This window comes from Nocardioides aquiterrae (genome assembly GCF_039526625.1).
GTDB classification, from domain to species: Bacteria; Actinomycetota; Actinomycetes; order Propionibacteriales; family Nocardioidaceae; genus Nocardioides; species Nocardioides aquiterrae.
Window position 1 is genome coordinate 312,249 of sequence record NZ_BAAAJE010000006.1, and the last position, 23,696, is coordinate 335,944.

Consider the following 23,696-nt stretch of genomic DNA (forward strand, 5'->3'; position numbering starts at 1 on the left):
ATGTCCAACCTCACCGCGAGCCGCGCGCTCGCTCCTGTCGGGACCGCGGGGAAGCTCTTCGCGTTCGGTCTCGATGTCGGCCGCGGACTGTTCCGGCGCCCGTTCCAGATGCGGGAGTTCCTGCAGCAGGCCTGGTTCATCGCCTCGGTCACCATCATCCCGACGGCGCTCGTGGCGATCCCGTTCGGCGCCGTCATCGCGCTCCAGGTGGGCGGTCTGGTCAAGCAGTTCGGAGCCCAGTCGTTCACCGGCTCGGCGGCGGTCCTCGCCGTGGTGCGCGAGGCCGGGCCGATCGCGACCTCGCTGCTGATCGCCGGCGCCGGTGGGTCGGCGATCGCCGCCGACCTCGGCGCCCGGAAGATCCGCGAGGAGCTCGACGCGATGATGGTGCTCGGGATCGACCCGATCCAGCGCCTCGTCGTGCCCCGGGTCCTCGCCTGCATGCTGGTCGCGGTCTTCCTCAACGGCCTGGTCAGCGTGGTGGGTGTCGCGGGCGGCTACGTCTTCAACGTGGTGCTCCAGGACGGCACGCCAGGGGCCTACTTGTCGAGCTTCACGGCGTTGGCCCAGCTCCCCGACCTCTGGCAGGGGATGATCAAGGCCCTGGTGTTCGGCCTGATCGCCGCGATCGTCGCCTGCTACAAGGGCATGAACGCCGCCGGCGGCCCGAAGGGCGTCGGGGACGCGGTGAACGAGTCCGTGGTCATCACCTTCATGCTCCTGTTCGTCGTCAACTTCGTGATGAGCGCGATCTACTTCCAGCTCGTCCCACCGAAGACGGGTTAGCGGCCATGGCGAACATCCGGGCCGTGTACGACCGGCCCCTCCGGACGCTCGACAGCCTCGGCGAGGAACTCGCGTTCTTCATCAAGGCCCTCGCGTGGACCCCGCGCACCCTGCGGCGGTACAAGAAGGAGATCCTCCGCATCCTCGCGGAGGTGACCCTCGGGTCCGGCGCGCTCGCCGTCATCGGCGGGACCGTCGGCGTCATCACGGCGATGTGCTTCTTCACCGGCACCGAGGTCGGCCTCCAGGGGTACGCCGCGCTGAACCAGCTCGGGACCGCGGCGTTCTCCGGCTTCGTGTCGGCCTACTTCAACACCCGCGAGATCGCCCCGCTGGTGGCCGGCATCGCGCTCGCGGCGACGGTCGGCTGCGGGTTCACCGCTCAGCTCGGCGCGATGCGCATCTCCGAGGAGGTCGACGCGCTCGAGGTGATGGCGATCCCGTCGCTGCCGTTCCTCGTGACGACCCGCATCATCGGCGGCCTGATCGCGATCGTCCCGCTCTACGTGGTCGGCCTGCTGTCGTCGTACTTCGCGACCCGGCTCACGGTCACCCAGTTCTTCGGGCAGAGCACGGGCACCTACGACCACTACTTCAACACGTTCCTGCCGCCCGGCGACGTGGTGTGGTCCTTCGGCAAGGTGCTGGTCTTCGCCGTGACCGTGATCCTGATCCACTGCTACCACGGCTACACCGCCTCCGGGGGGCCCGCGGGCGTGGGTGTCGCCGTCGGCCGGGCCGTGCGCACCAGCATCGTCGCCATCAACGTCATCGACCTGTTCCTGTCGATGGCGATCTGGGGCGCCTCGACGACCGTCCGGCTGGCGGGATGACGGGGTGGTGATCCAGTGCGTCTGACCGCGTCCCACAAGGTCCTCGGCATCGTCTTCATCCTGATCCTGCTCGCCGGGATCTGGTTCACGTACGCCGTGTTCACCAAGAAGTTCACCGACTACGACCAGGTGAAGCTCCAGACCTCCACCATCGGCCTGCAGCTCCCGAGCCGCGCGGACGTCAAGATCCGCGGCGTCATCGTGGGCGAGGTCCTCTCGTTCGAGTCGAACGCCGAGGGCGCCGAGCTCACCCTGGGCCTGTACCCGAGCAAGATCGACACGATCCCGGCCAACGTGACCGGCTCGATCGTGCCGAAGACCCTGTTCGGTGAGAAGTACGTGTCGCTGGTGGTGCCCGAGAACCCCTCGCCGGACCACATCGAGGCCGGCGCCACCATCACCCGCACCCAGGTCTCCGTCGAGGTGGAGAAGGTGCTCTCCGACCTCTACCCGCTGCTGCGCACCGTCCAGCCCGCCGACATCAACATGACGCTGAACGCGATGGCGACCGCGCTCGAGGGCCGCGGCGACCAACTCGGCCAGAACCTCGAGACCGTCGACAGCTACCTCAAGCGGATCAACCCGCAGATCCCGGCGTTCATGCAGGACCTCCGGATGACCGCCCAGGTCTCCGACACCTACGCCCAGGTGATGCCGCAGATCGCCGACATCCTCGACAACACCGTGAAGACCACCGGCACCCTCGAGGACCGGCAGGTCAAGCTGAAGGCGCTGTTCGACGACGTCGCCTCGTTCGCCGACACCGCCAAGGGCTTCCTCGACGCCAACGGCGACAACATGATCCGGCTCAGCCACGTAGGACAGGAGCAGTTCCGGGTGTTCGCCAAGTACGCCCCCGAGTACAACTGCCTGACCCGCGGCATCGTGAACGCCGGCAAGCTGCAGGCCGAGGCCTTCCGCGGCTTCATGCTGCACATCGTGCTCGAGACGCTGCCGAACCAGCCGCGCCCGTACAACGTCAACGACAAGCCGCACTACGGCGAGGACCGCGGACCGAACTGCCTGCACCTGCCGAACCCGCCCTGGTCGCAGTCCAACCCGGTCCGCCACCAGCCCAACATGGACGACGGCGTCGACGAGCCGACCGGCAAGGGCACCTCGCGGGTCGTGCCGAACCAGTTCTTCCGCACGTCCGTCGGCTCCACGCAGGAGAGCGACCTGCTGCGCTCCCTGCTCGGCCCGGCGCTCGGCGTGAGCGCCGAGGACGTCCCGGACCTCGGGCTGCTGCTCGTCGGGCCGATGGCACGCGGGGCGGAGGTGTCGCTGCGATGAAGATGCTGGACAAGCGCACCGCCGGCGACCTGACGAAGCTGCTGATCTTCATCGTGGTCACCACGCTGGCCACCTCGGTGCTGGTCGCGACGATCGGCAACATCTCGTTCTCGCCGAAGCACGACTTCAAGGCCGAGTTCGTCGACGCGACCGGCGTGGTGAAGGGCGACGACATCCGCATCGCCGGCGTGAAGGTCGGCACCGTCAAGGACGTCTCGATCGTCGACCGCACCCGCGCGCTGGTGACGTTCTCGGTCGAGGACACCGCGCACCTGACCGAGGCGACCCACGCCGCGATCCGGTACCGCAACCTGGTCGGCCAGCGTTACATCGCGCTCACCGACGAGATCGGCGACTCCGCGCCCCTCGAGCCCGGCTCCACCATCCCGGTGTCGCAGACGTCGCCGGCCCTCGACCTGACCGTGCTCTTCAACGGGTTCAAGCCGCTGTTCCAGGCGCTGTCGCCGGCCGACATCAACCAGCTGTCGTACGAGATCGTCCAGGTGTTCCAGGGCGAGGGCGGCAACCTCGAGAGCCTGCTCCAGCACACCGCCTCGGTCACCACGACGCTGGCCAGCCGCGACCAGGTGATCGGCTCGTTGATCGACAACCTCAACGAGGTGCTCGACCACCTCGGCGACCGGGACGTCCAGCTGAGCCGCCTGATCACGACGTTCCGCACCTTCGTCGGCGGCCTCAAGGACGACCGCGAGGCGATCCTCGGCTCGCTGAACCGGATCTCCCAGCTGTCGGTGCAGACCGCCGACCTGGTGTCCGGGCTCCGCCGGCCGTTCGTCGAGGACATCAAGCAGCTGCGGCGGGTGGCCGGCAACCTCGACGCCGGCAAGGGCGAGCTGGACCGCGCCCTCCAGGTGCTGCCGATCAAGCTCAACAAGGTGGGCCGGACCGCGATCTACGGCTCCTGGTTCAACTTCTACCTGTGCCACTTCCAGGGCCGGATCCGGCTCCCCGGCAACCAGTCGGTCCCGGTCGACTACACGACCGGCAGCCCGAGGTGTGATCTCGGATGAGCACCCCGTTCCGTGAGCGCAACCCCGTCGTGGTCGGGGCGGTCAGCCTCGCCGTGATCGCGCTGCTGATCCTCGGCGCGTTCCGCGCCCAGGACCTGCCGCTGATCGGTGGGGGAGACACCTACTACGCCGCGTTCTCCGAGTCCGGCGGGCTCAAGCCGAACGACGAGGTCCGCATCGCCGGCGTCCGCGTCGGCAAGGTCGAGAGCGTCGCCCTCGAGGGCGACCACGTGAAAGTCACCTTCCGGGTCGACACGCCCTCGGAGTTCGGCACCGACACCCGCGCGGCCATCAAGGTGAAGACCCTGCTCGGCGCGATGTACCTGTCGCTCGAGCCGGCCGGCGACGGCCAGCTCTCCGAGGGAGCCGAGATCCCGGTCGAGCGGACCAGCTCGCCGTACGACGTCGTCGACGCGTTCTCCGGGCTCGCCGAGACCTCCGAGCGGATCGACACCGACCGGCTCGCGAAGTCGCTGACGACCCTGGCCGACCTGTCTCGCAACACCCCGGAGGAGTTCCGCAGCGCCCTGGACGGCGTCTCGGCGCTGTCCTCGAACATCGCGGCACGCGACGAGCAGATCAACACACTGCTGAAGAACCTCCGGCGCGTCACGGGCGTCCTCAACGAGCGGGACGACGACATCGTCGGGCTGATGAAGGACTCCGACGTGCTGTTCCGCGCGCTGGTCGCCCGCCGCGAGGCCGTGCACAACCTGCTGACCTCGACGACCCGGCTGTCCAAGGAGCTGACCGCGCTGGTCCAGCAGAGCCGCGCCGACCTCAAGCCGGCCCTCGACCACCTGGAGAACGTCGTCGCCGTCCTGAACAAGAACGAGGACAACCTCGACAACAGCCTGCGGCTGATGGCCCCGTTCTACCGGGTGTTCGCCAGCACCCTCGGCGGCGGCCCCTGGTTCGACACCTACATCCAGAACATGCCGCCGGTGCCGGACGCCCAGAACGGCGGTGGGATCGGATGAGCCACCCCACGAAGTTCTTCTCCTCCGCTGCGCTCCTCCGAACGACGTCGAGGGGACCCCGATGAGCATGCTGAAGCGGGCGATCGTCCCGGCGGTCATCGTGCTGGCGCTGGTCGCGGGCGCGTTCGTCATGTTCCGCGGCGAGGACACCAAGACCCTGACCGCGCACTTCCCGCGCACGATCTCGATCTACGAGGGCAGCGACGTGCGGGTCCTCGGCGTCCCCGTCGGCCACGTCGACAAGGTGACGCCGTCCGGCACCGACGTGGTCGTCACGATGTCGTACGACGCGAACGTGAAGATCCCGGCCGACGCCAAGGCCGTGATCATCGCGCCGTCGATCGTCGGCGACCGGTTCGTGCAGCTCACGCCCGTCTACACCGGCGGGGACGTGATGGCCGACGGCGACACGCTGCCGGTCGACCGCACCGCGGTGCCGCTGGAGCTCGACCAGATCTACAGCAGCATGGACGACCTGACGGTCGCGCTCGGCCCGACGGGCGCGAACCGCAAGGGCGCCCTGACCGACCTGCTGGAGACCACCGCCGAGAACTTCGGCGGGGAGGGTGCGAAGTTCCACCAGACGATCCAGGACTTCGGCAAGCTCAGCCAGACGCTCGACGACAACAAGGACGAGCTGTTCGGCTCGGCCCGGGAGCTGGAGGGCTTCATCGGCACGCTCGCCCGCAACGACAAGACCGTCCGGCGCTTCAACCAGTCCCTCAGCGACGCGTCCGGCATGCTCGCCGGCGAGCGCCAGGAGCTGGCCGCGTCGCTGCGCAACCTCGGCACCGCGCTCGGGCAGGTCTCGACCTTCGTCCAGGAGAACCGGGACGCCCTGGGCCGCAACATCAAGGGCCTCAACCGGGTCTCGCAGGTGCTGGTCAAGCGCCGCGACCAGCTCGACGAGATCCTCGGCACGGCCCCGCTGGCGCTGAACAACCTCTACCTGACCTACAACCCGCAGGCGGGGACGCTCGACACGAATGCGAACCTCGGCGAGGTGTTCCACCAGGTGGAGTCCGACCCGGCGACGTTCCTGTGCGGCTTCCTCAGCCAGGAGGACAACTCGGGGGCGCTGTGCGACCTGGTCCAGCAGGCCCTCAAGCGGCCGGCCACCGGGCCGGGTGGGCGCACGTCGGCGTCCGGTGACCGGTACGACCGGTCCCTCGGCGGGTTCGTGGGGGTGGACCGATGAGGCTGATGCGCGCGTTCGTGGCCCTGCTGGCCGGGGCTCTCCTGCTCACCGGCTGCGACTTCGACGTCTACAAGCTGCCGCTGCCCGGCGGCACCAGCGTCGACAACCCGATGACCGTCAAGGCGGAGTTCGCCGACGTGATGGACCTGGTGCCGAAGTCGACGGTGAAGGTCAACGACGTCAGCGTCGGCCAGATCACCGACGTCGAGCTGGTCGGCCAGCACGCCGTCGTGACGATGGAGATCCCGCGCGACACCGACCTGCCCGACAACTCGATCGCCCAGATCCGGCAGACCAGCCTGCTCGGCGAGAAGTTCGTGTCGCTGAGCCCGCCGCCGGAGAACCCGTCCGCCAACCCGCTGAGCGACGGCGACGTCATCGACCTCGACCACACCGGCCGCAACCCGGAGGTCGAGGAGGTGCTCGGGGCGCTGAGCCTGCTGCTCAACGGCGGCGGCGTCGCGCAGCTGAAGACCATCGCCGACGAGCTGAACAAGGTCTTCGCGGGCCGGGAGGACGTCGCCCGCTCGGTGCTCGACCAGATCCGCCAGTTCATGGGCCAGCTCGACGAGAACAAGCAGAACATCGTCGCGGCGATCGACTCGCTGAACAACCTCGCGATCTCGGTCAAGCAGCAGCAGGGCTCGATCGACGCCGCGCTCGACCAGCTGCCCAGCGCGCTCACCGCGATCGACCAGCAGCGCCAGGACCTGGTCAAGATGCTCTCCGCGCTGAGCCGGCTCAGCGGCGTCGGCGTCCGCGTGATCCAGGCGTCCAAGGCCGGCACCATCGAGACCCTGCGCCAGCTCAACCCGGTGCTCACCGAGCTCGGCAACTCCGGCCAGAACTTCGTGAAGTCCTTCAACGTCTTCCTGACCTACCCGTTCGTCGACGAGGTGGTCGGCCGCGACCCCCAGGTTGCCCGCAACCTGCACATGGGCGACTACACGAACCTGTCCGTCCGGCTGGACATCACCGTCCCGGGGGCCAACCCGACCGACTCGCCGACGCTGGTGCCCTCGGAGATCGACCCGACGGTGATCCTCGACCTGGTGACCCGCTGCCTGCGCAGCGGCGACCTCACCAGCAAGCCGTGCACGAAGCTGCTCAGCACCGCCGAGGGCCTCGCGGAGCTGAAGCAGAAGTGCACGACCAAGCGGTACGAGGACACGGCGGTCTGCCAGGCGCTCAACGCGATCCCGGGCCCGCCGGCCGGCGGCGGTGACGGCGGCGGCCTGCCGACCGGCCTGCCCACGCTCCCGGGCGCCCTGGGCCTCGGCCGGGCCGGGGTCGGGCCGACACCCGACGCGCACGGGCCGACCCTGGGCCAGCTGAGCCGGATGTTCGATCCGGCGCTGGTGCGACTCCTCGTCCCGGGGATGGTGTCCGGAGGTGACCACCGGTGATCACCCGCCGCACCCGCATCCAGCTGCTCGTGTTCGTCGCGATCACGCTGCTCGGCGTCAGCTACGTCGGCGCCCGCTACGCCCGGCTGGACCGGATCTTCTTCGACGACCACTACACCGTGACCGCGCACTTCGCCGACTCCGGAGGCATCTTCGCCGGCGGCGAGGTGTCGTACCGCGGCGTCCAGGTCGGCCAGGTCGGCAAGCTCGTGCTCACCGACGACGGCGTCGACGTGATCCTGGACATCGACAACGGCTACGACGACATCCCGGCCGACACCCTCGCCGTGGTCGGCAACCGGTCCGCGGTCGGCGAGCAGTACGTCGAGCTCCAGCCGCAGACCGACAACGCGCCGTACCTCGCCGACGGGTCGCAGATCGCGATGGACGACACCCGGACGCCGATCCCGACCCAGAAGCTGCTCGCCGACATCTCCAACACCACCGAGTCGGTGAACAAGCAGGCGCTCTCGACCACGGTCGAGGAGATGGGCAAGGCGTTCGCCGGCACCGGGCAGGACCTCCAGCGGATCATCGACACCGGCAACGCCTTCATCGAGGACGCGAACGCCAACTTCGACACCACCACGGCGCTGATCCGGGACAGCAACACCGCGCTGCGCGCCCAGCTCGACTCGGCCGAGGCGATCCGCTCCTTCGCCCGCGATATGAGCCTGTTCAGCGGCACCCTCGCCGGCAACGACAAGGCGCTGCGTGGTGTGATCGACCAGGGCTCGGCGACCGCGACCCAGCTGCGCACCTTCCTGGAGGAGAACCAGGTCGACCTCGGCCAGCTGATCAACAACTCGGTCACCACCGGCGACGTGATCGTCAAGCACCTGCCGGGCATCGAGCAGATCCTGGTGATCTACCCGTACGTCGTCGAGGGCGGCTTCACCGTGGTCTCGAAGTCACCCGACACCGGGCTGTACGACGCCCACTTCGGCATGATCATGACCGACAACCCGGTCTGCCACCACGGCTACGAGAGCACGCGCACCCGGCCGCCGCAGAACGGCGAGAACTGGCCGATGAACACCAAGGCCGGCTGCCGCGAGCCCGCGGCGCAGAGCAACCCGCGCGGCCCGCAGAACCTCTCGCGCGCCGGCGCGGCGTACCGTGCGCCGGTCGCGAGCTACGACCCGGACACCGGGAAGCTGCGCTGGGGCGGCGCGGTCGACCCGGCGCTGGCCCAGCCCGGTACGTTGGCCCCGCAAGCCTTCGGAGAGGAGTCGTGGAAGTGGCTGTTCCTCCAGCCCCTGCTGCCGTGAGCAACGGGACTGACGAGACGCCGCGTTCTGCCACCTTCCGACTCGTTCTGCTGGTCGTGCTCGTCGCGCTGCTCCTCGTGTCCGCGGGCGCGCTGATCTGGCTGCTCGCCGACCGTCGTGGCGCGGCCGAGGACCTCCAGTCCGAGCGGGAGGCGGTGATGTCGCAGACCGAGCAGTTCGTGCTCCGGCTCAACACCTACGGGCCCGACGACGTCGACGACCAGGGGCACCTGACGACGTACAAGGACAGCGTCGCCGAGGTGATCACCCCGAAGTTCGCCAGCGACTTCGAGCAGTCCGGGCTGCCGATCGCCGAGCAGACCGTCCAGCAGGCCGGCTACGGCCGCACCGCCGAGGTCTTCGGGGTCGGCGTCCAGACCATCGACAGCGACTCCGCGGTCGCGATCGTGGCCGCCGGGCTCACCGGCAGCTACCCGGACCCGAAGCACCCCGACGACGCGTCCCAGCGGGTCTCCGGCGGCGAGGACGTGCTGCGCTGGGAGGTCGACCTGGTCAAGACCGACGGGAAGTGGCTGGTCGACAACTACTCGCCGGTGACGGGGGAGGGCCAGTGACCAGCCCGACCTGGTACGACGTCCTGGACGTCAGCCCGGACGCGTCGGCCGACGAGATCCGGGCGGCGTGGCGAGCGGCCATCGCCGACCTGGACCCCACCGACCGGCGCTTCGCGGCGCTCAACCAGGCCGCGGAGGTGCTGCTCGACCCGGAGCGCCGCGCCGCGTACGACGCCGAGCTGGCGCCGCCCGCGCCGGAGCCCGGGCCCGCCGCGCCCGCCGTCGTGGCGCCCGCCGCGGGCCGGTCGCGCGGCGTGATCCCGGCCTGGCTGCTGATCGCGCTCGCGGCCGCGGTCCTGATCGTGGCGGGCGTGGCGACCTACGTGTACGCGACCCAGCCCTCCGACCGGGCCGTCGAGGACGCCACGTCGGCCGCCCAGTCGGCCGCCGAGCGAGCCGTCGTCCCGATCCTGTCGTACGACGCGAAGCACCTCGACGAGTCCCGGGCGGCCGCCGAGCAGTACCTCACGGGCAGCTACCGCAAGGAGTACGACCAGCTCTTCGACGGGATCATCGAGCAGAACGCGCCCTCGACCGGCACGGTGCTGAAGGCGGAGCTGGTCCGCTCCAGCATCGTCCGCGCCACCGAGGACCGGGTCCAGGTGTTCGCCCTGGTCAACCAGGCCCGGACCAACAACAAGCAGAAGACCCCGCAGATCTACAAGAACTGGGTCACGATCACCATGGAGAAGGTCGACGGCGACTGGCTGGTCGCCGGGATGGACACCTGATCCGGGCCGCCGAGCGTCCCTTCTCCACAACTTTCGGCCGCGCTGCTTGACCTGGCCGGGTTCGGCGTTCATCATCGTCGGGCGACGGGTTTGACGCGGCTTGTTCTGCGTGCCCTCGTCCGGTAGGGTGAGAACTTGCGTCTGCCCTCAAATGCTCGTCAGCCTGCCCGGTGGCTGACTTTGTGGTTGGTCGACGCATGACTCGAAGAGCGAATCGTCGAAGGACACCTCTTGGCCGCGCGCACCACCTCTGGTAACTCCCGCCGCATCTCTTTCGCAAAGATCACCGAGCCCCTCGAGCTCCCGCAGCTCCTCTCTCTCCAGACCGACAGCTTCGACTGGCTGATCGGCAACGACAAGTGGCAGGCCGCTGTCGAGCGCCGCCGCGGCGAGGGCGAGGACGTCTCGAGCAAGTCCGGTCTGCAGGAGATCTTCGAGGAGATCTCCCCGATCGAGGACTTCTCGGAGACGATGTCGCTGTCGTTCGAGAACCCGGTCTTCTACGACCCCAAGTACACCGTGGACGAGTGCAAGGAGAAGGACTTCACCTACTCCGCTCCGCTGTACGTCTCCGCGGAGTTCACCAACAACGACACCGGAGAGATCAAGGGCCAGACGGTCTTCATGGGCGACTTCCCGCTCATGACCGACAAGGGCACCTTCATCATCAACGGCACCGAGCGCGTCGTGGTGTCCCAGCTGGTGCGGTCCCCGGGCGTCTACTTCGAGCGCACCGCGGACAAGACCTCCGACAAGGACATCTACACCGCCAAGCTGATCCCGAGCCGCGGCGCCTGGCTCGAGTTCGAGATCGACAAGCGCGACATGGTCGGCGTTCGCCTCGACCGCAAGCGCAAGCAGAACGTCACGGTGCTGCTCAAGGCCCTCGGCTGGACCAACGAGCAGATCCGCGAGGAGTTCGGCGAGTACGAGTCGATGATGCTCACCCTGGAGAAGGACCACACCCAGAACCAGGACGACGCGCTGCTCGACATCTACCGCAAGCTCCGCCCGGGCGAGCCGCCGACGCGTGAGGCCGCGCAGACGCTGCTGAACAACTACTACTTCAACCCCAAGCGCTACGACCTCGCGAAGGTCGGCCGCTACAAGATCAACAAGAAGCTGGGCCTCGTCGAGGCGTTCGACCAGCAGACGCTGACGATCGACGACATCGTCGCCGCGATCAAGTACATCGTCGCGCTGCACGACGGCCGGGAGCAGGTCGAGGCGCCGCAGGGCACCATCGACATCCTCGCCGACGACATCGACCACTTCGGCAACCGCCGCATGCGCACCGTCGGCGAGCTGATCCAGAACCAGCTCCGCACCGGCCTGGCCCGCATGGAGCGCGTGGTCCGCGAGCGGATGACGACCCAGGACGTCGAGGCGATCACGCCGCAGTCCCTGATCAACATCCGCCCGGTGGTGGCGGCGCTGAAGGAGTTCTTCGGCACCTCCCAGCTGTCGCAGTTCATGGACCAGACCAACCCGATCGCGGGCCTGACGCACAAGCGTCGCCTCTCGGCCCTCGGCCCCGGTGGTCTGTCCCGCGACCGCGCCGGCATGGAGGTCCGTGACGTCCACCCGTCGCACTACGGCCGCATGTGCCCGATCGAGACGCCGGAAGGCCCGAACATCGGCCTGATCGGCTCGCTCGCGTCGTTCGGCCGGATCAACCCGTTCGGCTTCGTGGAGACGCCGTACCGCCGCGTGGAGAAGGGCCGGGTCACCGACCAGGTCGACTACCTCACCGCGGACGACGAGGACCGCTTCGTCATCGCGCAGGCCAACGCGCCGCTCGACGACAAGGGCCGCTTCGTCGAGGAGCGCGTGCTGGTCCGCCAGCGCGACGGCGAGGTCTCCGAGATCCTGGCCGAGGAGGTGGACTACATGGACGTCTCCCCGCGCCAGATGGTGTCGGTCGCGACGGCCCTGATCCCCTTCCTCGAGCACGACGACGCCAACCGCGCGCTCATGGGTGCCAACATGCAGCGCCAGGCCGTGCCGCTCATCAAGAGCGACGCGCCGCTGGTCGGCACCGGCATCGAGTACCGCGCCGCGGTCGACGCCGGCGACGTGCTGGTCGCCTCGGCGGCCGGTGTCGTCAAGGACGTCTCCGCCGAGGTCATCGAGACGATGAACGACGACGGGACGTACTCGACGTACAAGCTGTCGAAGTTCCGCCGCTCGAACCAGGGCACCTGCATCAACCAGCGCCCGCTGGTCTCCGAGGGTGACCGCGTCGAGGTCGGCTCGCCGATCGCCGACGGTCCGTGCACCGACGACGCCGAGATGGCGTTGGGCACCAACCTGCTCGTGGCGTTCATGCCGTGGCAGGGCCACAACTACGAGGACGCGATCATCCTCAGCCAGCGCCTGGTGCAGGAGGACATCCTCACCTCGATCCACATCGAGGAGCACGAGGTCGACGCCCGCGACACCAAGCTCGGCCCCGAGGAGATCACCCGGGACATCCCGAACGTCTCCGAGGAGATGCTGGCCGACCTCGACGAGCGGGGCATCATCCGCATCGGCGCCGAGGTCAACACCGGCGACGTGCTGGTCGGCAAGGTCACCCCGAAGGGCGAGACCGAGCTGACCCCGGAGGAGCGCCTGCTCCGCGCGATCTTCGGCGAGAAGGCGCGCGAGGTGCGCGACACCTCGATGAAGGTCCCGCACGGCGAGTCCGGCACCGTCATCGGCGTCCGCGTGTTCGACCGCGAGGACGGCGACGAGCTGCCGCCGGGCGTGAACCAGCTGGTCCGCGTCTACGTCGCGCAGAAGCGCAAGATCTCCGTCGGTGACAAGCTCGCCGGCCGCCACGGCAACAAGGGCGTCATCGCGAAGATCCTGCCGATCGAGGACATGCCGTTCATGGAGGACGGCACCCCGGTCGACGTGATCCTCAACCCGCTGGGTGTGCCGCGTCGTATGAACATCGGCCAGATCCTCGAGCTGCACCTGGGCTGGCTGGCCAAGCAGGGCTGGGACCTCAACCTGAACGACGAGCCCAAGTCCGCGGACTGGAAGCAGCGCCTGATCAAGATCCACGCCGACAAGGCCGATCCCGGCACCAAGGTCGCGACCCCGGTCTTCGACGGTGCCCGGGAGGACGAGATCACCGGCCTGCTCGGCTCGACCATCCCGAACCGGGACGGCGTGCGGATGATCGACAACACCGGCAAGGCGAACCTGTTCGACGGACGCTCCGGCGAGCCGTTCCCGGACCCGGTCTCGGTCGGCTACATGTACATCCTGAAGCTGCACCACCTCGTGGACGACAAGATCCACGCGCGCAGCACCGGCCCCTACTCGATGATCACGCAGCAGCCGCTGGGCGGTAAGGCCCAGTTCGGCGGCCAGCGGTTCGGCGAGATGGAGGTCTGGGCGATGGAGGCGTACGGCGCCGCCTACGCCCTCCAGGAGCTGCTCACGATCAAGTCCGACGACGTGCCCGGTCGCGTCAAGGTCTACGAGGCCATCGTGAAGGGCGAGAACATCCCCGACTCGGGCATCCCGGAGTCGTTCAAGGTGCTCGTCAAGGAGATGCAGTCGCTCTGCCTGAACGTCGAGGTGCTCAGCCAGGACGGCTCGCAGATCGAGCTCCGTGACGCGGAGGAGGACGTCTTCCGCGCCGCCGAGGAGCTCGGCATCGACCTGTCCCGTCGCGAGCCCAGCTCGGTCGAAGAGGTGTGAGTCAGCTGGCCTCGGGGGTTTCGAGACAGGCGCCAGAGCGCCTTCCTCAACCACCGAGGCCGGCCCTCCGCCCCCTACTTATCTTTCCTAGAACTACCGAAGGGTTGCAGCCACCGTGCTCGACGTGAACTTCTTCGACCAGCTTCGGATCGGCCTGGCCACCGCGGACGACATCCGCACGTGGAGCCACGGCGAGGTCAAGAAGCCGGAGACCATCAACTACCGCACGCTCAAGCCCGAGCGTGACGGCCTCTTCTGCGAGAAGATCTTCGGTCCCACCCGGGACTGGGAGTGCTACTGCGGCAAGTACAAGCGCGTGCGGTTCAAGGGCATCATCTGCGAGCGCTGCGGCGTCGAGGTGACCCGCTCCAAGGTGCGCCGCGAGCGGATGGGCCACATCGAGCTCGCCGCGCCGGTCACCCACATCTGGTACTTCAAGGGTGTCCCGAGCCGCCTGGGCTACCTGCTCGACCTGGCGCCGAAGGACCTCGAGAAGGTCATCTACTTCGCGGCGTACATGATCACCGCCGTCGACGAGGACGCCCGCCACCGCGACCTGTCCTCGCTCGAGAGCAAGGTGCAGCTCGAGCGCGAGCGTCTCGAGAAGCGCCGCGACCAGGCCGTCGAGGACCGCGCCAAGAAGCTGGAGGAGGACCTCGCCGCCCTGGAGGCGGAGGGTGCCAAGGCCGACCAGCGCCGCAAGGTCAAGGACGGCGCCGAGCGCGAGATGAAGCAGATCCGCGACCGGTCGCAGCGCGAGATCGACCGCCTCACCGAGGTCTGGGAGACCTTCAAGAGCCTCAAGGTCCAGGACCTCATGGGCGACGAGATGCTGTACCGGGAGATGAAGAACTGGTTCGGCAAGTACTTCGAGGGGCACATGGGCGCCACGGCGATCCAGAAGCGCCTGGAGTCCTTCGACATCGAGGCCGAGGTGGAGTCGCTGCGCGACACCATCGCCAACGGCAAGGGCCAGCGCAAGGTCCGCGCCCTCAAGCGCCTCAAGGTCGTCGACGCGTTCCGCAAGACCGGTAACAAGCCCCAGGGCATGGTGCTGGACGCCGTCCCGGTCATCCCGCCGGACCTGCGCCCGATGGTGCAGCTCGACGGTGGCCGCTTCGCGACCTCCGACCTCAACGACCTGTACCGCCGCGTCATCAACCGGAACAACCGCCTCAAGCGGCTGCTCGACCTCGGCGCGCCCGAGATCATCGTCAACAACGAGAAGCGGATGCTCCAGGAGGCCGTCGACTCGCTGTTCGACAACGGCCGTCGTGGCCGTCCGGTCACCGGCCCGGGCAACCGGCCGCTGAAGTCGCTGTCCGACATGCTCAAGGGCAAGCAGGGTCGGTTCCGTCAGAACCTGCTCGGCAAGCGCGTCGACTACTCGGGCCGTTCGGTCATCGTGTCCGGTCCGCAGCTGAAGCTGCACCAGTGCGGTCTGCCCAAGCAGATGGCGCTGGAGCTGTTCAAGCCGTTCGTGATGAAGCGCCTGGTCGACCTGTCGCACGCGCAGAACATCAAGTCCGCCAAGCGGATGGTCGAGCGCGCCCGTCCGGTCGTGTGGGACGTCCTCGAAGAGGTCATCACCGAGCACCCGGTGCTGCTGAACCGGGCGCCCACGCTGCACCGGCTCGGCATCCAGGCGTTCGAGCCCCAGCTGATCGAGGGCAAGGCCATCCAGATCCACCCGCTGGTCTGCTCGGCGTTCAACGCCGACTTCGACGGCGACCAGATGGCCGTTCACCTGCCGCTGTCGGCGGAGGCCCAGGCCGAGGCCCGGATCCTGATGCTGTCGACGAACAACATCCTGAAGCCGTCGGACGGTCGCCCCGTGACCATGCCGACCCAGGACATGATCATCGGCCTGTTCTTCCTGACGACCGACCGCCCCGACCAGCCCGGTACCGGCCGCGCGTTCTCGTCGCCGGCCGAGGCGATCATGGCGTTCGACCGCGGGGAGATCTCGCTGCAGAGCCCGGTCCAGATCCGCTTCGACGACCTCGTCCCGCCGCTGGAGATCGCCGGCGAGCTCGAGGGCCCGCAGCAGATGACGCTCGAGACCACGCTGGGTCGCGCGATCTTCAACGAGACCCTCCCGGCCGACTACCCGTACGTGAACTACGAGGTCGGCAAGAAGGCCCTCGGTGCGATCGTCAACGACCTCGCCGAGCGCTACACCAAGGTCGAGGTCGCCGCGTCGCTGGACGCGCTCAAGGACACCGGCTTCCACTGGGCCACCCGGTCGGGCGTCACCGTCTCCATCGACGACGTGACCACCCCGAGCGAGAAGGCCGAGATCCTCTCGGGCTACGAGGCCCAGGCGGCCAAGGTGCAGAAGCAGTTCGAGCGCGGTCTGGTCACCGACGAGGAGCGCCGCCAGGAGCTCATCGAGATCTGGACCCAGGCGGCCAACGAGGTCGGCAAGGCGATGGAGACGACGTTCGACCGCGCCAACCCGATCTACATGATGGTCGAGTCGGGTGCCTCCGGAAACATGAACCAGATCCGGCAGGTGGCCGCCATGCGTGGCCTGGTGGCGAACCCGAAGGGCGAGATCATCCCGCGGCCGATCAAGTCGAACTTCCGCGAGGGTCTGACCGTTCTCGAGTACTTCATCGCGACCCACGGCGCCCGCAAGGGTCTGGCGGACACCGCGCTGCGGACCGCCGACTCGGGCTACCTGACCCGTCGTCTGGTGGACGTGTCGCAGGACGTCATCATCCGCGAGGACGACTGCGGCACCGAGCGCGGCCTGCCCAAGCGGATCGGCGAGCGGCGCGAGGACGGCTCCGTGGTCAAGGCGGAGAACGCCGAGACCGCGGCGTACGCCCGCTCCGCGGCCGTCGACATCACCCACCCGGAGACGGGCGAGGTGCTGGCGGTCGCCGGCGAGGACCTCGGCGACGTCAAGATCGGCGAGCTCGTCGCGGCCGGCATCGAGGAGGTCAAGGTCCGCTCCGTGCTGACCTGTGACGCCAAGACCGGTACCTGCGCGAAGTGCTACGGCCGCTCGCTGGCCACCGGCAAGCTCGTCGACATCGGCGAGGCCGTCGGCATCATCGCGGCCCAGTCGATCGGTGAGCCCGGCACGCAGCTGACCATGCGTACCTTCCACACCGGTGGTGTGGCGTCGGCCGACGACATCACGCAGGGTCTGCCGCGTGTGGTCGAGCTCTTCGAGGCCCGGTCCCCGAAGGGTCGCTCCCCGATCGCCGAGGCTTCCGGCCGGGTGCAGATCGAGGAGACCGACAAGGCCCGCAAGGTGCTGATCACCCCCGACGACGGCTCGGAGGTCCAGGAGTACCCGGTCTCGAAGCGCTCGCGCCTGCTGGTCGCCGACGGCGACCACATCGAGGTCGGCCAGATGCTGACCCTCGGTACGCCGGACCCGCAGGACGTGCTGCGGATCCTCGGTGTGCGGCGCGCGCAGGAGCACCTGGTGGACGAGGTCCAGGCCGTGTACCGGTCGCAGGGTGTGTCGATCCACGACAAGCACATCGAGATCATCGTGCGGCAGATGCTGCGCCGGATCACGGTGATCGAGTCCGGTGACACCAACCTGCTCCCGTCCGACCTGGTCGACCGGGTCCGGTTCGAGGAGGAGAACCGGCGCGTGGTCTCCGAGGGCGGCAAGCCGGCCTCGGGTCGCCCGGTCCTCATGGGCATCACGAAGGCCTCGCTGGCGACCGAGTCGTGGCTCTCGGCGGCCTCCTTCCAGGAGACCACCCGCGTCCTCACCGACGCGGCGATCCACGGCCGCTCGGACTCGCTGCGCGGTCTGAAGGAGAACGTGATCATCGGCAAGCTGATCCCGGCGGGCACCGGCCTCGAGCGGTACCGCAACATCCGGGTGGAGCCCACCGAGGAGGCCCGCGCCGCGGCGTACTCCGTCACCGGTTACGACTCCTACGACTACGAGTTCGGCAACGGCTCGGGTCAGGCCGTCGCCCTGGACGACTTCGACTTCGGTTCGTACCAGAACTGAGGGCGGAGCCCTCAGTTCTGGTGTGACGAACCAGGTTGAGGAGCGTCGACGCGGACCGCGCGTAGCGGGGGACGCGTGACGCGTCTCGAAACCGAGTCGGAAGCGAACGAACCGAAGGCCCCATCTCCCGCCCGGGAGGTGGGGCCTTCGGCATCCCCGGACCCACCTCCCCGGAGCGGTCGGGGGCGGTTGTTAGGGTGGTGGACGTTCGAGGAACGTGTTGCGCAGTCGTCTCCGACGGCACCGCCACTCGACCACCGACTCGGGTGTTCTTGCGTTGCGCGTTTCGTTGTGGGGGTGCGACGAAGGGTGCGCGTGTGACGTCGAGGTTCTGGACGCTGGTGCTGGCGCTTGCGCTGGCGGGCTCGCTGCTGGCGGGGCCGACGGAGGGCGGCGCGTCAGCGGCGGCCGCGAAGAAGAGATGGGCGCCGGCCACCGGCGGCTTCTTCAACGACCCCTGGGGCGACACCGACGCGAAGTACCGGATCGAGCGGCAGATCGTGGCCGCGATCCGGCACGCGCACCAGGGCTCGTACATCCGGATCGCCGTCTACTCGTTCGACCGGACCAACGTGGCGAAGGCGCTGATCAACGCGCACCGGCGGGGCGTGCACGTGCAGGTTCTGCACAACGACCACCAGTACACCGAGGCGATGAAGATGCTGAAGCGCGCGCTCGGCACCAACCGCGGCAAGAAGAGCTGGGACTACACCTGCAAGACCGGCTGCCGGAGCGTCCAGGGGGTGCTGCACGACAAGATCTACCTGTTCGAGCACACCGGGTCGGCGCGGGACGTGGTGATGACCGGGTCGCACAACCTCACCCGGAACGCGACCGTGCACCAGTTCAACGACCTGCTGGTCCAGAAGGAGGCGCCGCAGCTCTACGCGATGATGCTGAAGCTGTTCCGGCACCTGAAGAAGGACCGCACCGACAAGCCGCTCTACTGGCACAAGGTGATCAACAAGACCTACCAGCTCTGGGTGATGCCGCACCCGCGCACCACCTCGAGGAACGACCCGATCATGAAGATCCTGCGGCCCGTGGAGTGCCGCGGTGTCCGGGGCGGGACCGGCATCAACGGGCGCACCAAGATCCGGGTGTCGATGCACGCCTGGAACGGCGACCGGGGCACCTACATCGCGCGACGGCTCCGACACCTGTACGCGGAGGGCTGCAACGTCAAGGTGATGTGGGCGCTCGCCGGCTCCGGGATGAAGAAGGTCATCGGCATGGACACCAAGCGCGGCAAGGTGCGGCGGCACGCGAACGGCTACAACACCGACTGCGACCCCGAGCGCGCCGTCGACATGTACAGCCACCAGAAGTACATGACGATCTCCGGCCACTACGGCAAGGACCGCTCCGCCTCGCTGGTGTTCACCGGGTCGAGCAACTGGACCCACTCCGGGATCAGCGGCGACGAGCTGATCCTGCGCGCTCGTGGCAAGAGCCTGGTGACGCAGTGGAACCGGAACTTCGACCACATCTGGACCAAGCGGTCGCGGCCGGTGGGCGCCGGCGGCGGCTTCCGTCCCGACCCGCCGGACTGCCCCTACCAGCGCCCGGCCACCGAGCGCCGCGCGACCGTCCACGGCCTGACCTTCGACGGGCCATACTGGGAAGAGGACTGAGGATCCTGCCGGACTCCTCGAGAACCTGCGGGCCTTCCCGCGCATCCCATGGGTGACGGGCCCGCCGGCGGTCCGGAAGGAGGACACCCATGAGGACGATCAGGTGGGGAGCCGCCGTGGCGGTCGCGGTGCTCGGTGTCATGAGCCTGCCGGCGGTCGCGGCGCCCCGGGGCATCCCGGAGTGCACGAACGCCGAGCTGGTCGCGTCGTACCACCGCACCGATGCGGGGATGAGCCACCGGTACGGCCGGATCGTGCTGACGAACCAGTCGGACCGGCTCTGCAGCATCCGGGGGTACGGCGGGCTGTCGTACGTCGGCCACGGTGACGGCACCCAGATCGGCGCGGCGGCGGACCGCACGCCGAGCCGGGTGCGCACCATCGTGCTCGAGCCCGGCGAGAAGGTGGTCAGCCCGGTGTCCGCCACCGTGGCGAGCGCCTACCCGCGGCGCGAGTGCCGGCCGGCCCACGTGGACGGGTTCCGCGTCTACCTGCCCGACGAGACGCGGTCGCAGTTCGTGAAGCATCCGACCACCGGCTGCCGCAACCACCGGGTTCACTTGCTCAGCCACAAGGCTTACCGTCAACCATGAGCGAATCTCGGGAAGACCAGGCGGGCGAAGGCCGGGCGGACGAGGCGGAGGTCGAGCGCGAGCGCGAGGAGCGACTCGCCCCGGAGAACCGGCCCGACGACGCCGAGGTCGACAACACCGACCGGGACTTCGACGAGACCAAGGGCAAGTTCACCGACACCGAGGGCTACGAGCAGGCCGAGGAGCGGTTCCCGCCGATGGGGGAGCAGGGAGCCTGATTCCGCTCCCGGGCGGCTCGCCTGCGAGAATCGTGGAGTGAGTACTCCCGCCCGGACCGACGTCCTCGTCGTGGGCGCCGGCCCCGCCGGGTCGGCGGCCGCGGCGTGGGCCGCGCGCGGCGGAGCGGACGTCGTGCTCGTCGACGCGGCGACGTTCCCGCGCGACAAGACGTGCGGCGACGGGCTCACGCCGCGCGCGATCGGCGAGCTCCAGCGGCTCGGCCTCGAGGACTGGTTGCGGGCGCACACCGTGAACCGGGGGCTGCGTGCCCACGGTTTCGGCCAGACCCTGCTGCTGCCCTGGCCCGGCCCTGGGAAGTCGGGCACTGGGCTGCCGGACTGGGGCTCCGCAGTCGCGCGCACCGAGCTCGACGACCACCTCCGCACCACCGCCATCAAGGCGGGCGCCGTTGCCGTCGACGGGCACAAGGCCGTCGACGTCCGGCGCGACGGTGACCGCGTCTCGGCCGTGGTCTTCCGGACCCCCGACGGCCCGGTCGAGATCGGCTGCCGCCGCCTGGTCGTGGCCGACGGCGTGCGGTCCCCGCTCGGCAAGGTGCTCGGCCGCGAGTGGCACCGGGAGACCGTGTACGGCGTCGCCGGCCGGTCGTACGTCGCGTCCGGGATGTCCGACGACCCGTGGATCAGCTCGCACCTCGAACTGCGCGGCCGCGACGGGGCGATCCTGTCCGGCTACGGCTGGATCTTCCCGCTCGGCACCGGCGAGGTGAACCTCGGCGTGGGCACGCTCGCCACCGCGAAGCGGCCCGCCGACGTCGCGATCAAACCGCTGATGGCCTACTACGCCGAGGAGCGGCGCGCGGACTTCCAGCTCACCGGCGAGCTGCGGATGCCGACGTCGGCCCTGCTGCCGATGGGCGGGGCGGTGTCGAACGTCGCCGGCCCGAACTGGGCGCTGATCGGCGACGCCGCGGCCTGCGTGAACCCGCTCAACGGCGAGGGCATCGACTACGGCCTGGAGACCGGCCGGCTGGTCGCGGAGGTGCTGGCGGAGCACGCCGACCTGGCGCAGGTCTGGCCGGCCCTGCTGCGCGACCACTACGGCGAGTCCTTCTCGATCGCCCGCCGGCTCGCCGGCCTGGTGACGGTCCCGCGGCTGCTGCCGACGCTCGGGCCGGCCGGCATGCGGTCCGACTGGCTGATGACCCTCGCGCTGCGGTGGATGGGCAACCTGGTCACCGACGAGGACCGCGACCGCGCCGCCCGCGTCTGGCGCTGGGCCGGCCGCCGGTCGATCGCCCGCGACCACCGGCCGCCCTTCAGCTGATGGGAGGGCTCCCCAAGCGGCAGCGGGTCGCGGCGTACGCCGTGATCCTCCGCGACGGCGAGATCCTGCTCAGCCGGCTGTCCGAGAGCGTGACCCCCGACGAGCTCTGGACGCTGCCGGGCGGCGGTCTCGACCACGGCGAGGACCCCCGCGACGCGGTCGTGCGCGAGGTCCACGAGGAGACCGGTCTCGACGCCGTCGTCGGCGAGACCGCGCGGGTCTACTCCGCGCACCTGCCGGGCGCGTGGCGCGAGGGCCGCCGGGTCGACGCCCACGCGCTGCGGATCGTGTACGACGGGTGGGTGCCGGTCGACGCACCGGAGCCGCGGGTCCTCGAGGTGGGGGGCTCCACGATGGCGGCGGCGTGGCACCCGGTCGCCGCCGTGCTGGACGGCACCGTGCCCGTCGCCCCGATGGTGCTGGAGGCGCTGGCCGACCACCGGCCGTTCCAGCGTCAGCGGCTCGCGGCGTATGCGTTCATCACCCGCGGCGACGAGCTGCTGCTGACCCGGATCTCCCCGCGGGGCCACCACAGCGGCTCGTGGACGCTGCCCGGGGGCGGGGTGGAGCACGGCGAGTCGCCGCGCACGGCGCTGGTGCGCGAGGTGCGGGAGGAGTGCGGCGTCGAGGCGACGATCGGCGACCTGCTGACCGTGCACGACGTGCACTTCGAGGGCACGGCGCCGTCCGGCCGCCGGGAGGACTTCCACGGCGTCCACCTGGTCTTCCGGGGCACGATCGACGACGACGCCGAGCCCCGGGTGGTCGAGACCGGCGGCACCACCGATGCGGTGGCGTGGGTGCCGCTCGCCGAGATCGCCTCGGGCGAGCGGCCGGTGCTCGACGTGGTCGTCGAGGCGCTCCGCACCTGACGCCTACGCGAAGATCCTCGCCAGCTCCCGGAACAGCTCCTGCCAGCCGACCGCGACCTCGCTCGCGCCCAGCGAGATCGCCTCGAACCGCTCGGTCGGCGTCACCGGGTGCTGGGACAGCACGACGACCGGCGCGCGGAGGTCCTCGCGGCGCATCGTGGTCAGCAGCGCCTCCGCCACGGGCACGCCGTCGGCGTCGCGGGCCAGGTCGGCGATGACGAGGTCCGCCCGATCATCGCGAAGCCACACGGTCGCCTCGGCGACCGAGCGCGCCTGGACCATCAGGGTCCGCCCGCCGGCGTCACGGGCGGCGTCGTCGAGCACCCGCCGTCCGAACGCGATGTCGTCGGTGCTCGAGTCCACCCACAGCACCGTCCGGTCGGCGAGCGCGGCGCCGAGCTGGGCCCGCGGGTTGGTCGCGTCGTGGATGGCCCGGAGCACCCGGTCGAAGCCCGACCAGTCGGTGCCACCAGCGGTGTCGTAGGAGATCGTGCCGAGCCCCTCGTGGCTGTGCAGGTACCGGGCCTGGTGCGGCGCCACGTCGGGCAGCACGGCGTAGGCGACCGGTGGGTCCTCGTCGCGCTGGTCGATCATCGCCAGCACCTCCGAGCGCAGCTCGTTGAGGTAGGCGTCGGTGAACGAGACGCCGAGGAACAGCACCGTGCTGGTCGCGAACAGCGAGCGGAGGAACGTCATGTAGGCCGGACTGCTGTAGAGCCGCTCTCGGTAGCCGCGCTGCGTGAACACCACCGAGTCGCCGAGCGGCCCGACCTCGCCGTGCAGCTTCACGACCGGTGCGCCGGGGGAGTCGTCGGTCCAGTACCGCGGTTCCCACCAGCGGTGCGGCGGGTCGCGCAGGATCTGCTGGTAGGTCTCCGGACCCGGCACCCGGCCGACGAGGAAGGGGTCGAAGTTGGTCGTCAGGATCGCGTCGAACGGGATGCCCGCGAGCAGCCGCCGTCGCTCCGCGATGGCGTCCGGGCGTCCTTGCGTGGCCAGGATGTCGGCCAGCGCGGGGTCGAACGCGTCGCCCATCGCGGTCTGCAGGACCTGTGCCGCCGCCTCGAGGTCGCGAGAGCCCCCGTTCTCGACGAGGTCCGCCACCCAACCCGACGTGTCGTCGTCGAGGCGGGCGCGCTCGGCCAACCCGCGGAGCAGCATCTTCCAGGCCGGTACGGCGGGCGCGGCGAAGCCCGCTCCCACGAACGCGACGCACCGGCCGTCGACGACCTGGTCGACGAGGTGCTGGGGGACGACGTCGCTGTCCGAGGCGGGGAGCATGCGCGCACGCTAGGCCAGTTTC

Annotated in this window: 18 protein-coding genes; 17 read left to right on the plus strand and 1 reads right to left on the minus strand. The window is 69.4% G+C overall.

All coding sequences use genetic code 11. The annotated features are described in order from the left end of the window. The 17 genes from ABD086_RS08220 to ABD086_RS08300 all read left to right on the plus strand — a co-directional run bounded on the left by ABD086_RS08220 (position 1) and on the right by ABD086_RS08300 (position 22,393). A complete protein-coding gene (locus ABD086_RS08220) occupies positions 1-786 on the plus strand; it encodes an MlaE family ABC transporter permease (RefSeq protein WP_343907000.1) in 786 nt (261 codons plus the stop codon). Positions 787-791: 5 nt separating this feature from the next. Beyond that, the gene (locus ABD086_RS08225; protein WP_343907001.1) at positions 792-1,619 is read left to right on the plus strand and encodes an MlaE family ABC transporter permease; all 828 of its coding nucleotides are present in this window, start codon (positions 792-794) and stop codon (positions 1,617-1,619) included. Positions 1,620-1,634: 15 nt separating this feature from the next. After that, positions 1,635-2,912, plus strand: a complete 1,278-nt coding sequence (locus tag ABD086_RS08230; RefSeq protein ID WP_343907002.1) for an MCE family protein — start codon at positions 1,635-1,637, stop codon at positions 2,910-2,912. Next, positions 2,909-3,943, plus strand: coding sequence for an MCE family protein (locus tag ABD086_RS08235; RefSeq protein WP_343907003.1), 1,035 nt, complete (start codon positions 2,909-2,911; stop codon positions 3,941-3,943). The genes ABD086_RS08230 and ABD086_RS08235 overlap by 4 nt, the downstream gene beginning before the upstream one ends. Beyond that, positions 3,940-4,923 (plus strand): MCE family protein, encoded by a 984-nt coding sequence (locus ABD086_RS08240; protein WP_343907004.1) that lies wholly within the window; start codon positions 3,940-3,942, stop codon positions 4,921-4,923. Before ABD086_RS08235 ends, ABD086_RS08240 begins: the two co-directional genes overlap by 4 nt. A 61-nt stretch (positions 4,924-4,984) precedes the next feature. Further along, positions 4,985-6,121 (plus strand): MCE family protein, encoded by a 1,137-nt coding sequence (locus ABD086_RS08245; protein ID WP_343907005.1) that lies wholly within the window; start codon positions 4,985-4,987, stop codon positions 6,119-6,121. Further along, positions 6,118-7,527: an MCE family protein gene (locus tag ABD086_RS08250; protein ID WP_343907006.1), complete on the plus strand. Its 1,410-nt coding sequence runs from the start codon at positions 6,118-6,120 to the stop codon at positions 7,525-7,527. The genes ABD086_RS08245 and ABD086_RS08250 overlap by 4 nt, the downstream gene beginning before the upstream one ends. After that, a complete protein-coding gene (locus ABD086_RS08255; protein ID WP_343907007.1) occupies positions 7,524-8,798 on the plus strand; it encodes an MCE family protein in 1,275 nt (424 codons plus the stop codon). Before ABD086_RS08250 ends, ABD086_RS08255 begins: the two co-directional genes overlap by 4 nt. Then, entirely contained in the window at positions 8,795-9,373 is a 579-nt protein-coding gene (locus ABD086_RS08260; RefSeq protein ID WP_343907008.1) for a hypothetical protein, read from the plus strand. The genes ABD086_RS08255 and ABD086_RS08260 overlap by 4 nt, the downstream gene beginning before the upstream one ends. Then, positions 9,370-10,104 (plus strand): DnaJ domain-containing protein, encoded by a 735-nt coding sequence (locus tag ABD086_RS08265; protein ID WP_343907009.1) that lies wholly within the window; start codon positions 9,370-9,372, stop codon positions 10,102-10,104. Before ABD086_RS08260 ends, ABD086_RS08265 begins: the two co-directional genes overlap by 4 nt. Before the next feature lie 231 nt (positions 10,105-10,335). Continuing rightward, positions 10,336-13,800, plus strand: coding sequence for a DNA-directed RNA polymerase subunit beta (rpoB, locus tag ABD086_RS08270; RefSeq protein WP_343907010.1), 3,465 nt, complete (start codon positions 10,336-10,338; stop codon positions 13,798-13,800). A gap of 115 nt (positions 13,801-13,915) precedes the next feature. Then, positions 13,916-17,788, plus strand: a complete 3,873-nt coding sequence (locus ABD086_RS08275; protein ID WP_343907011.1) for a DNA-directed RNA polymerase subunit beta' — start codon at positions 13,916-13,918, stop codon at positions 17,786-17,788. A gap of 317 nt (positions 17,789-18,105) precedes the next feature. Beyond that, positions 18,106-19,422 carry a phospholipase D-like domain-containing protein gene (locus tag ABD086_RS08280; RefSeq protein WP_343907012.1) on the plus strand — a complete coding sequence of 439 codons (1,317 nt, stop codon included), beginning with the start codon at positions 18,106-18,108 and terminating at the stop codon, positions 19,420-19,422. Positions 19,423-19,511: 89 nt separating this feature from the next. After that, entirely contained in the window at positions 19,512-20,015 is a 504-nt protein-coding gene (locus ABD086_RS08285) for a DUF4232 domain-containing protein (RefSeq protein WP_343907013.1), read from the plus strand. After that, positions 20,012-20,233: a hypothetical protein gene (locus ABD086_RS08290; RefSeq protein WP_343907014.1), complete on the plus strand. Its 222-nt coding sequence runs from the start codon at positions 20,012-20,014 to the stop codon at positions 20,231-20,233. Before ABD086_RS08285 ends, ABD086_RS08290 begins: the two co-directional genes overlap by 4 nt. Positions 20,234-20,270: 37 nt before the next feature. Then, on the plus strand, positions 20,271-21,521 hold the full coding sequence (locus ABD086_RS08295; RefSeq protein WP_343907015.1) for a geranylgeranyl reductase family protein: 1,251 nt from the start codon (positions 20,271-20,273) through the stop codon (positions 21,519-21,521). Continuing rightward, positions 21,521-22,393: an NUDIX hydrolase gene (locus ABD086_RS08300; protein WP_343907016.1), complete on the plus strand. Its 873-nt coding sequence runs from the start codon at positions 21,521-21,523 to the stop codon at positions 22,391-22,393. Before ABD086_RS08295 ends, ABD086_RS08300 begins: the two co-directional genes overlap by 1 nt. 3 nt (positions 22,394-22,396) lie before the next feature. Here the strand turns inward: ABD086_RS08300 and ABD086_RS08305 are convergent, their stop codons facing one another. Beyond that, positions 22,397-23,674 (minus strand): SIR2 family protein, encoded by a 1,278-nt coding sequence (locus tag ABD086_RS08305; protein ID WP_343907017.1) that lies wholly within the window; start codon positions 23,672-23,674, stop codon positions 22,397-22,399. Positions 23,675-23,696: the final 22 nt, after the last annotated feature.

Coding starts and splice junctions, on each gene's coding strand:
- ABD086_RS08240 (WP_343907004.1), top strand. CDS start 3,940: ATGAGCACCCCGTTCCGTGAGCGCAACCCCGTCGTGGTCGGGGCGGTC.
- ABD086_RS08220 (WP_343907000.1), top strand. CDS start 1: ATGTCCAACCTCACCGCGAGCCGCGCGCTCGCTCCTGTCGGGACCGCG.
- ABD086_RS08225 (WP_343907001.1), top strand. CDS start 792: ATGGCGAACATCCGGGCCGTGTACGACCGGCCCCTCCGGACGCTCGAC.
- ABD086_RS08305 (WP_343907017.1), bottom strand. CDS start 23,674: ATGCTCCCCGCCTCGGACAGCGACGTCGTCCCCCAGCACCTCGTCGAC.
- ABD086_RS08300 (WP_343907016.1), top strand. CDS start 21,521: ATGGGAGGGCTCCCCAAGCGGCAGCGGGTCGCGGCGTACGCCGTGATC.
- ABD086_RS08250 (WP_343907006.1), top strand. CDS start 6,118: ATGAGGCTGATGCGCGCGTTCGTGGCCCTGCTGGCCGGGGCTCTCCTG.
- ABD086_RS08245 (WP_343907005.1), top strand. CDS start 4,985: ATGAGCATGCTGAAGCGGGCGATCGTCCCGGCGGTCATCGTGCTGGCG.
- ABD086_RS08235 (WP_343907003.1), top strand. CDS start 2,909: ATGAAGATGCTGGACAAGCGCACCGCCGGCGACCTGACGAAGCTGCTG.
- ABD086_RS08290 (WP_343907014.1), top strand. CDS start 20,012: ATGAGCGAATCTCGGGAAGACCAGGCGGGCGAAGGCCGGGCGGACGAG.
- ABD086_RS08285 (WP_343907013.1), top strand. CDS start 19,512: ATGAGGACGATCAGGTGGGGAGCCGCCGTGGCGGTCGCGGTGCTCGGT.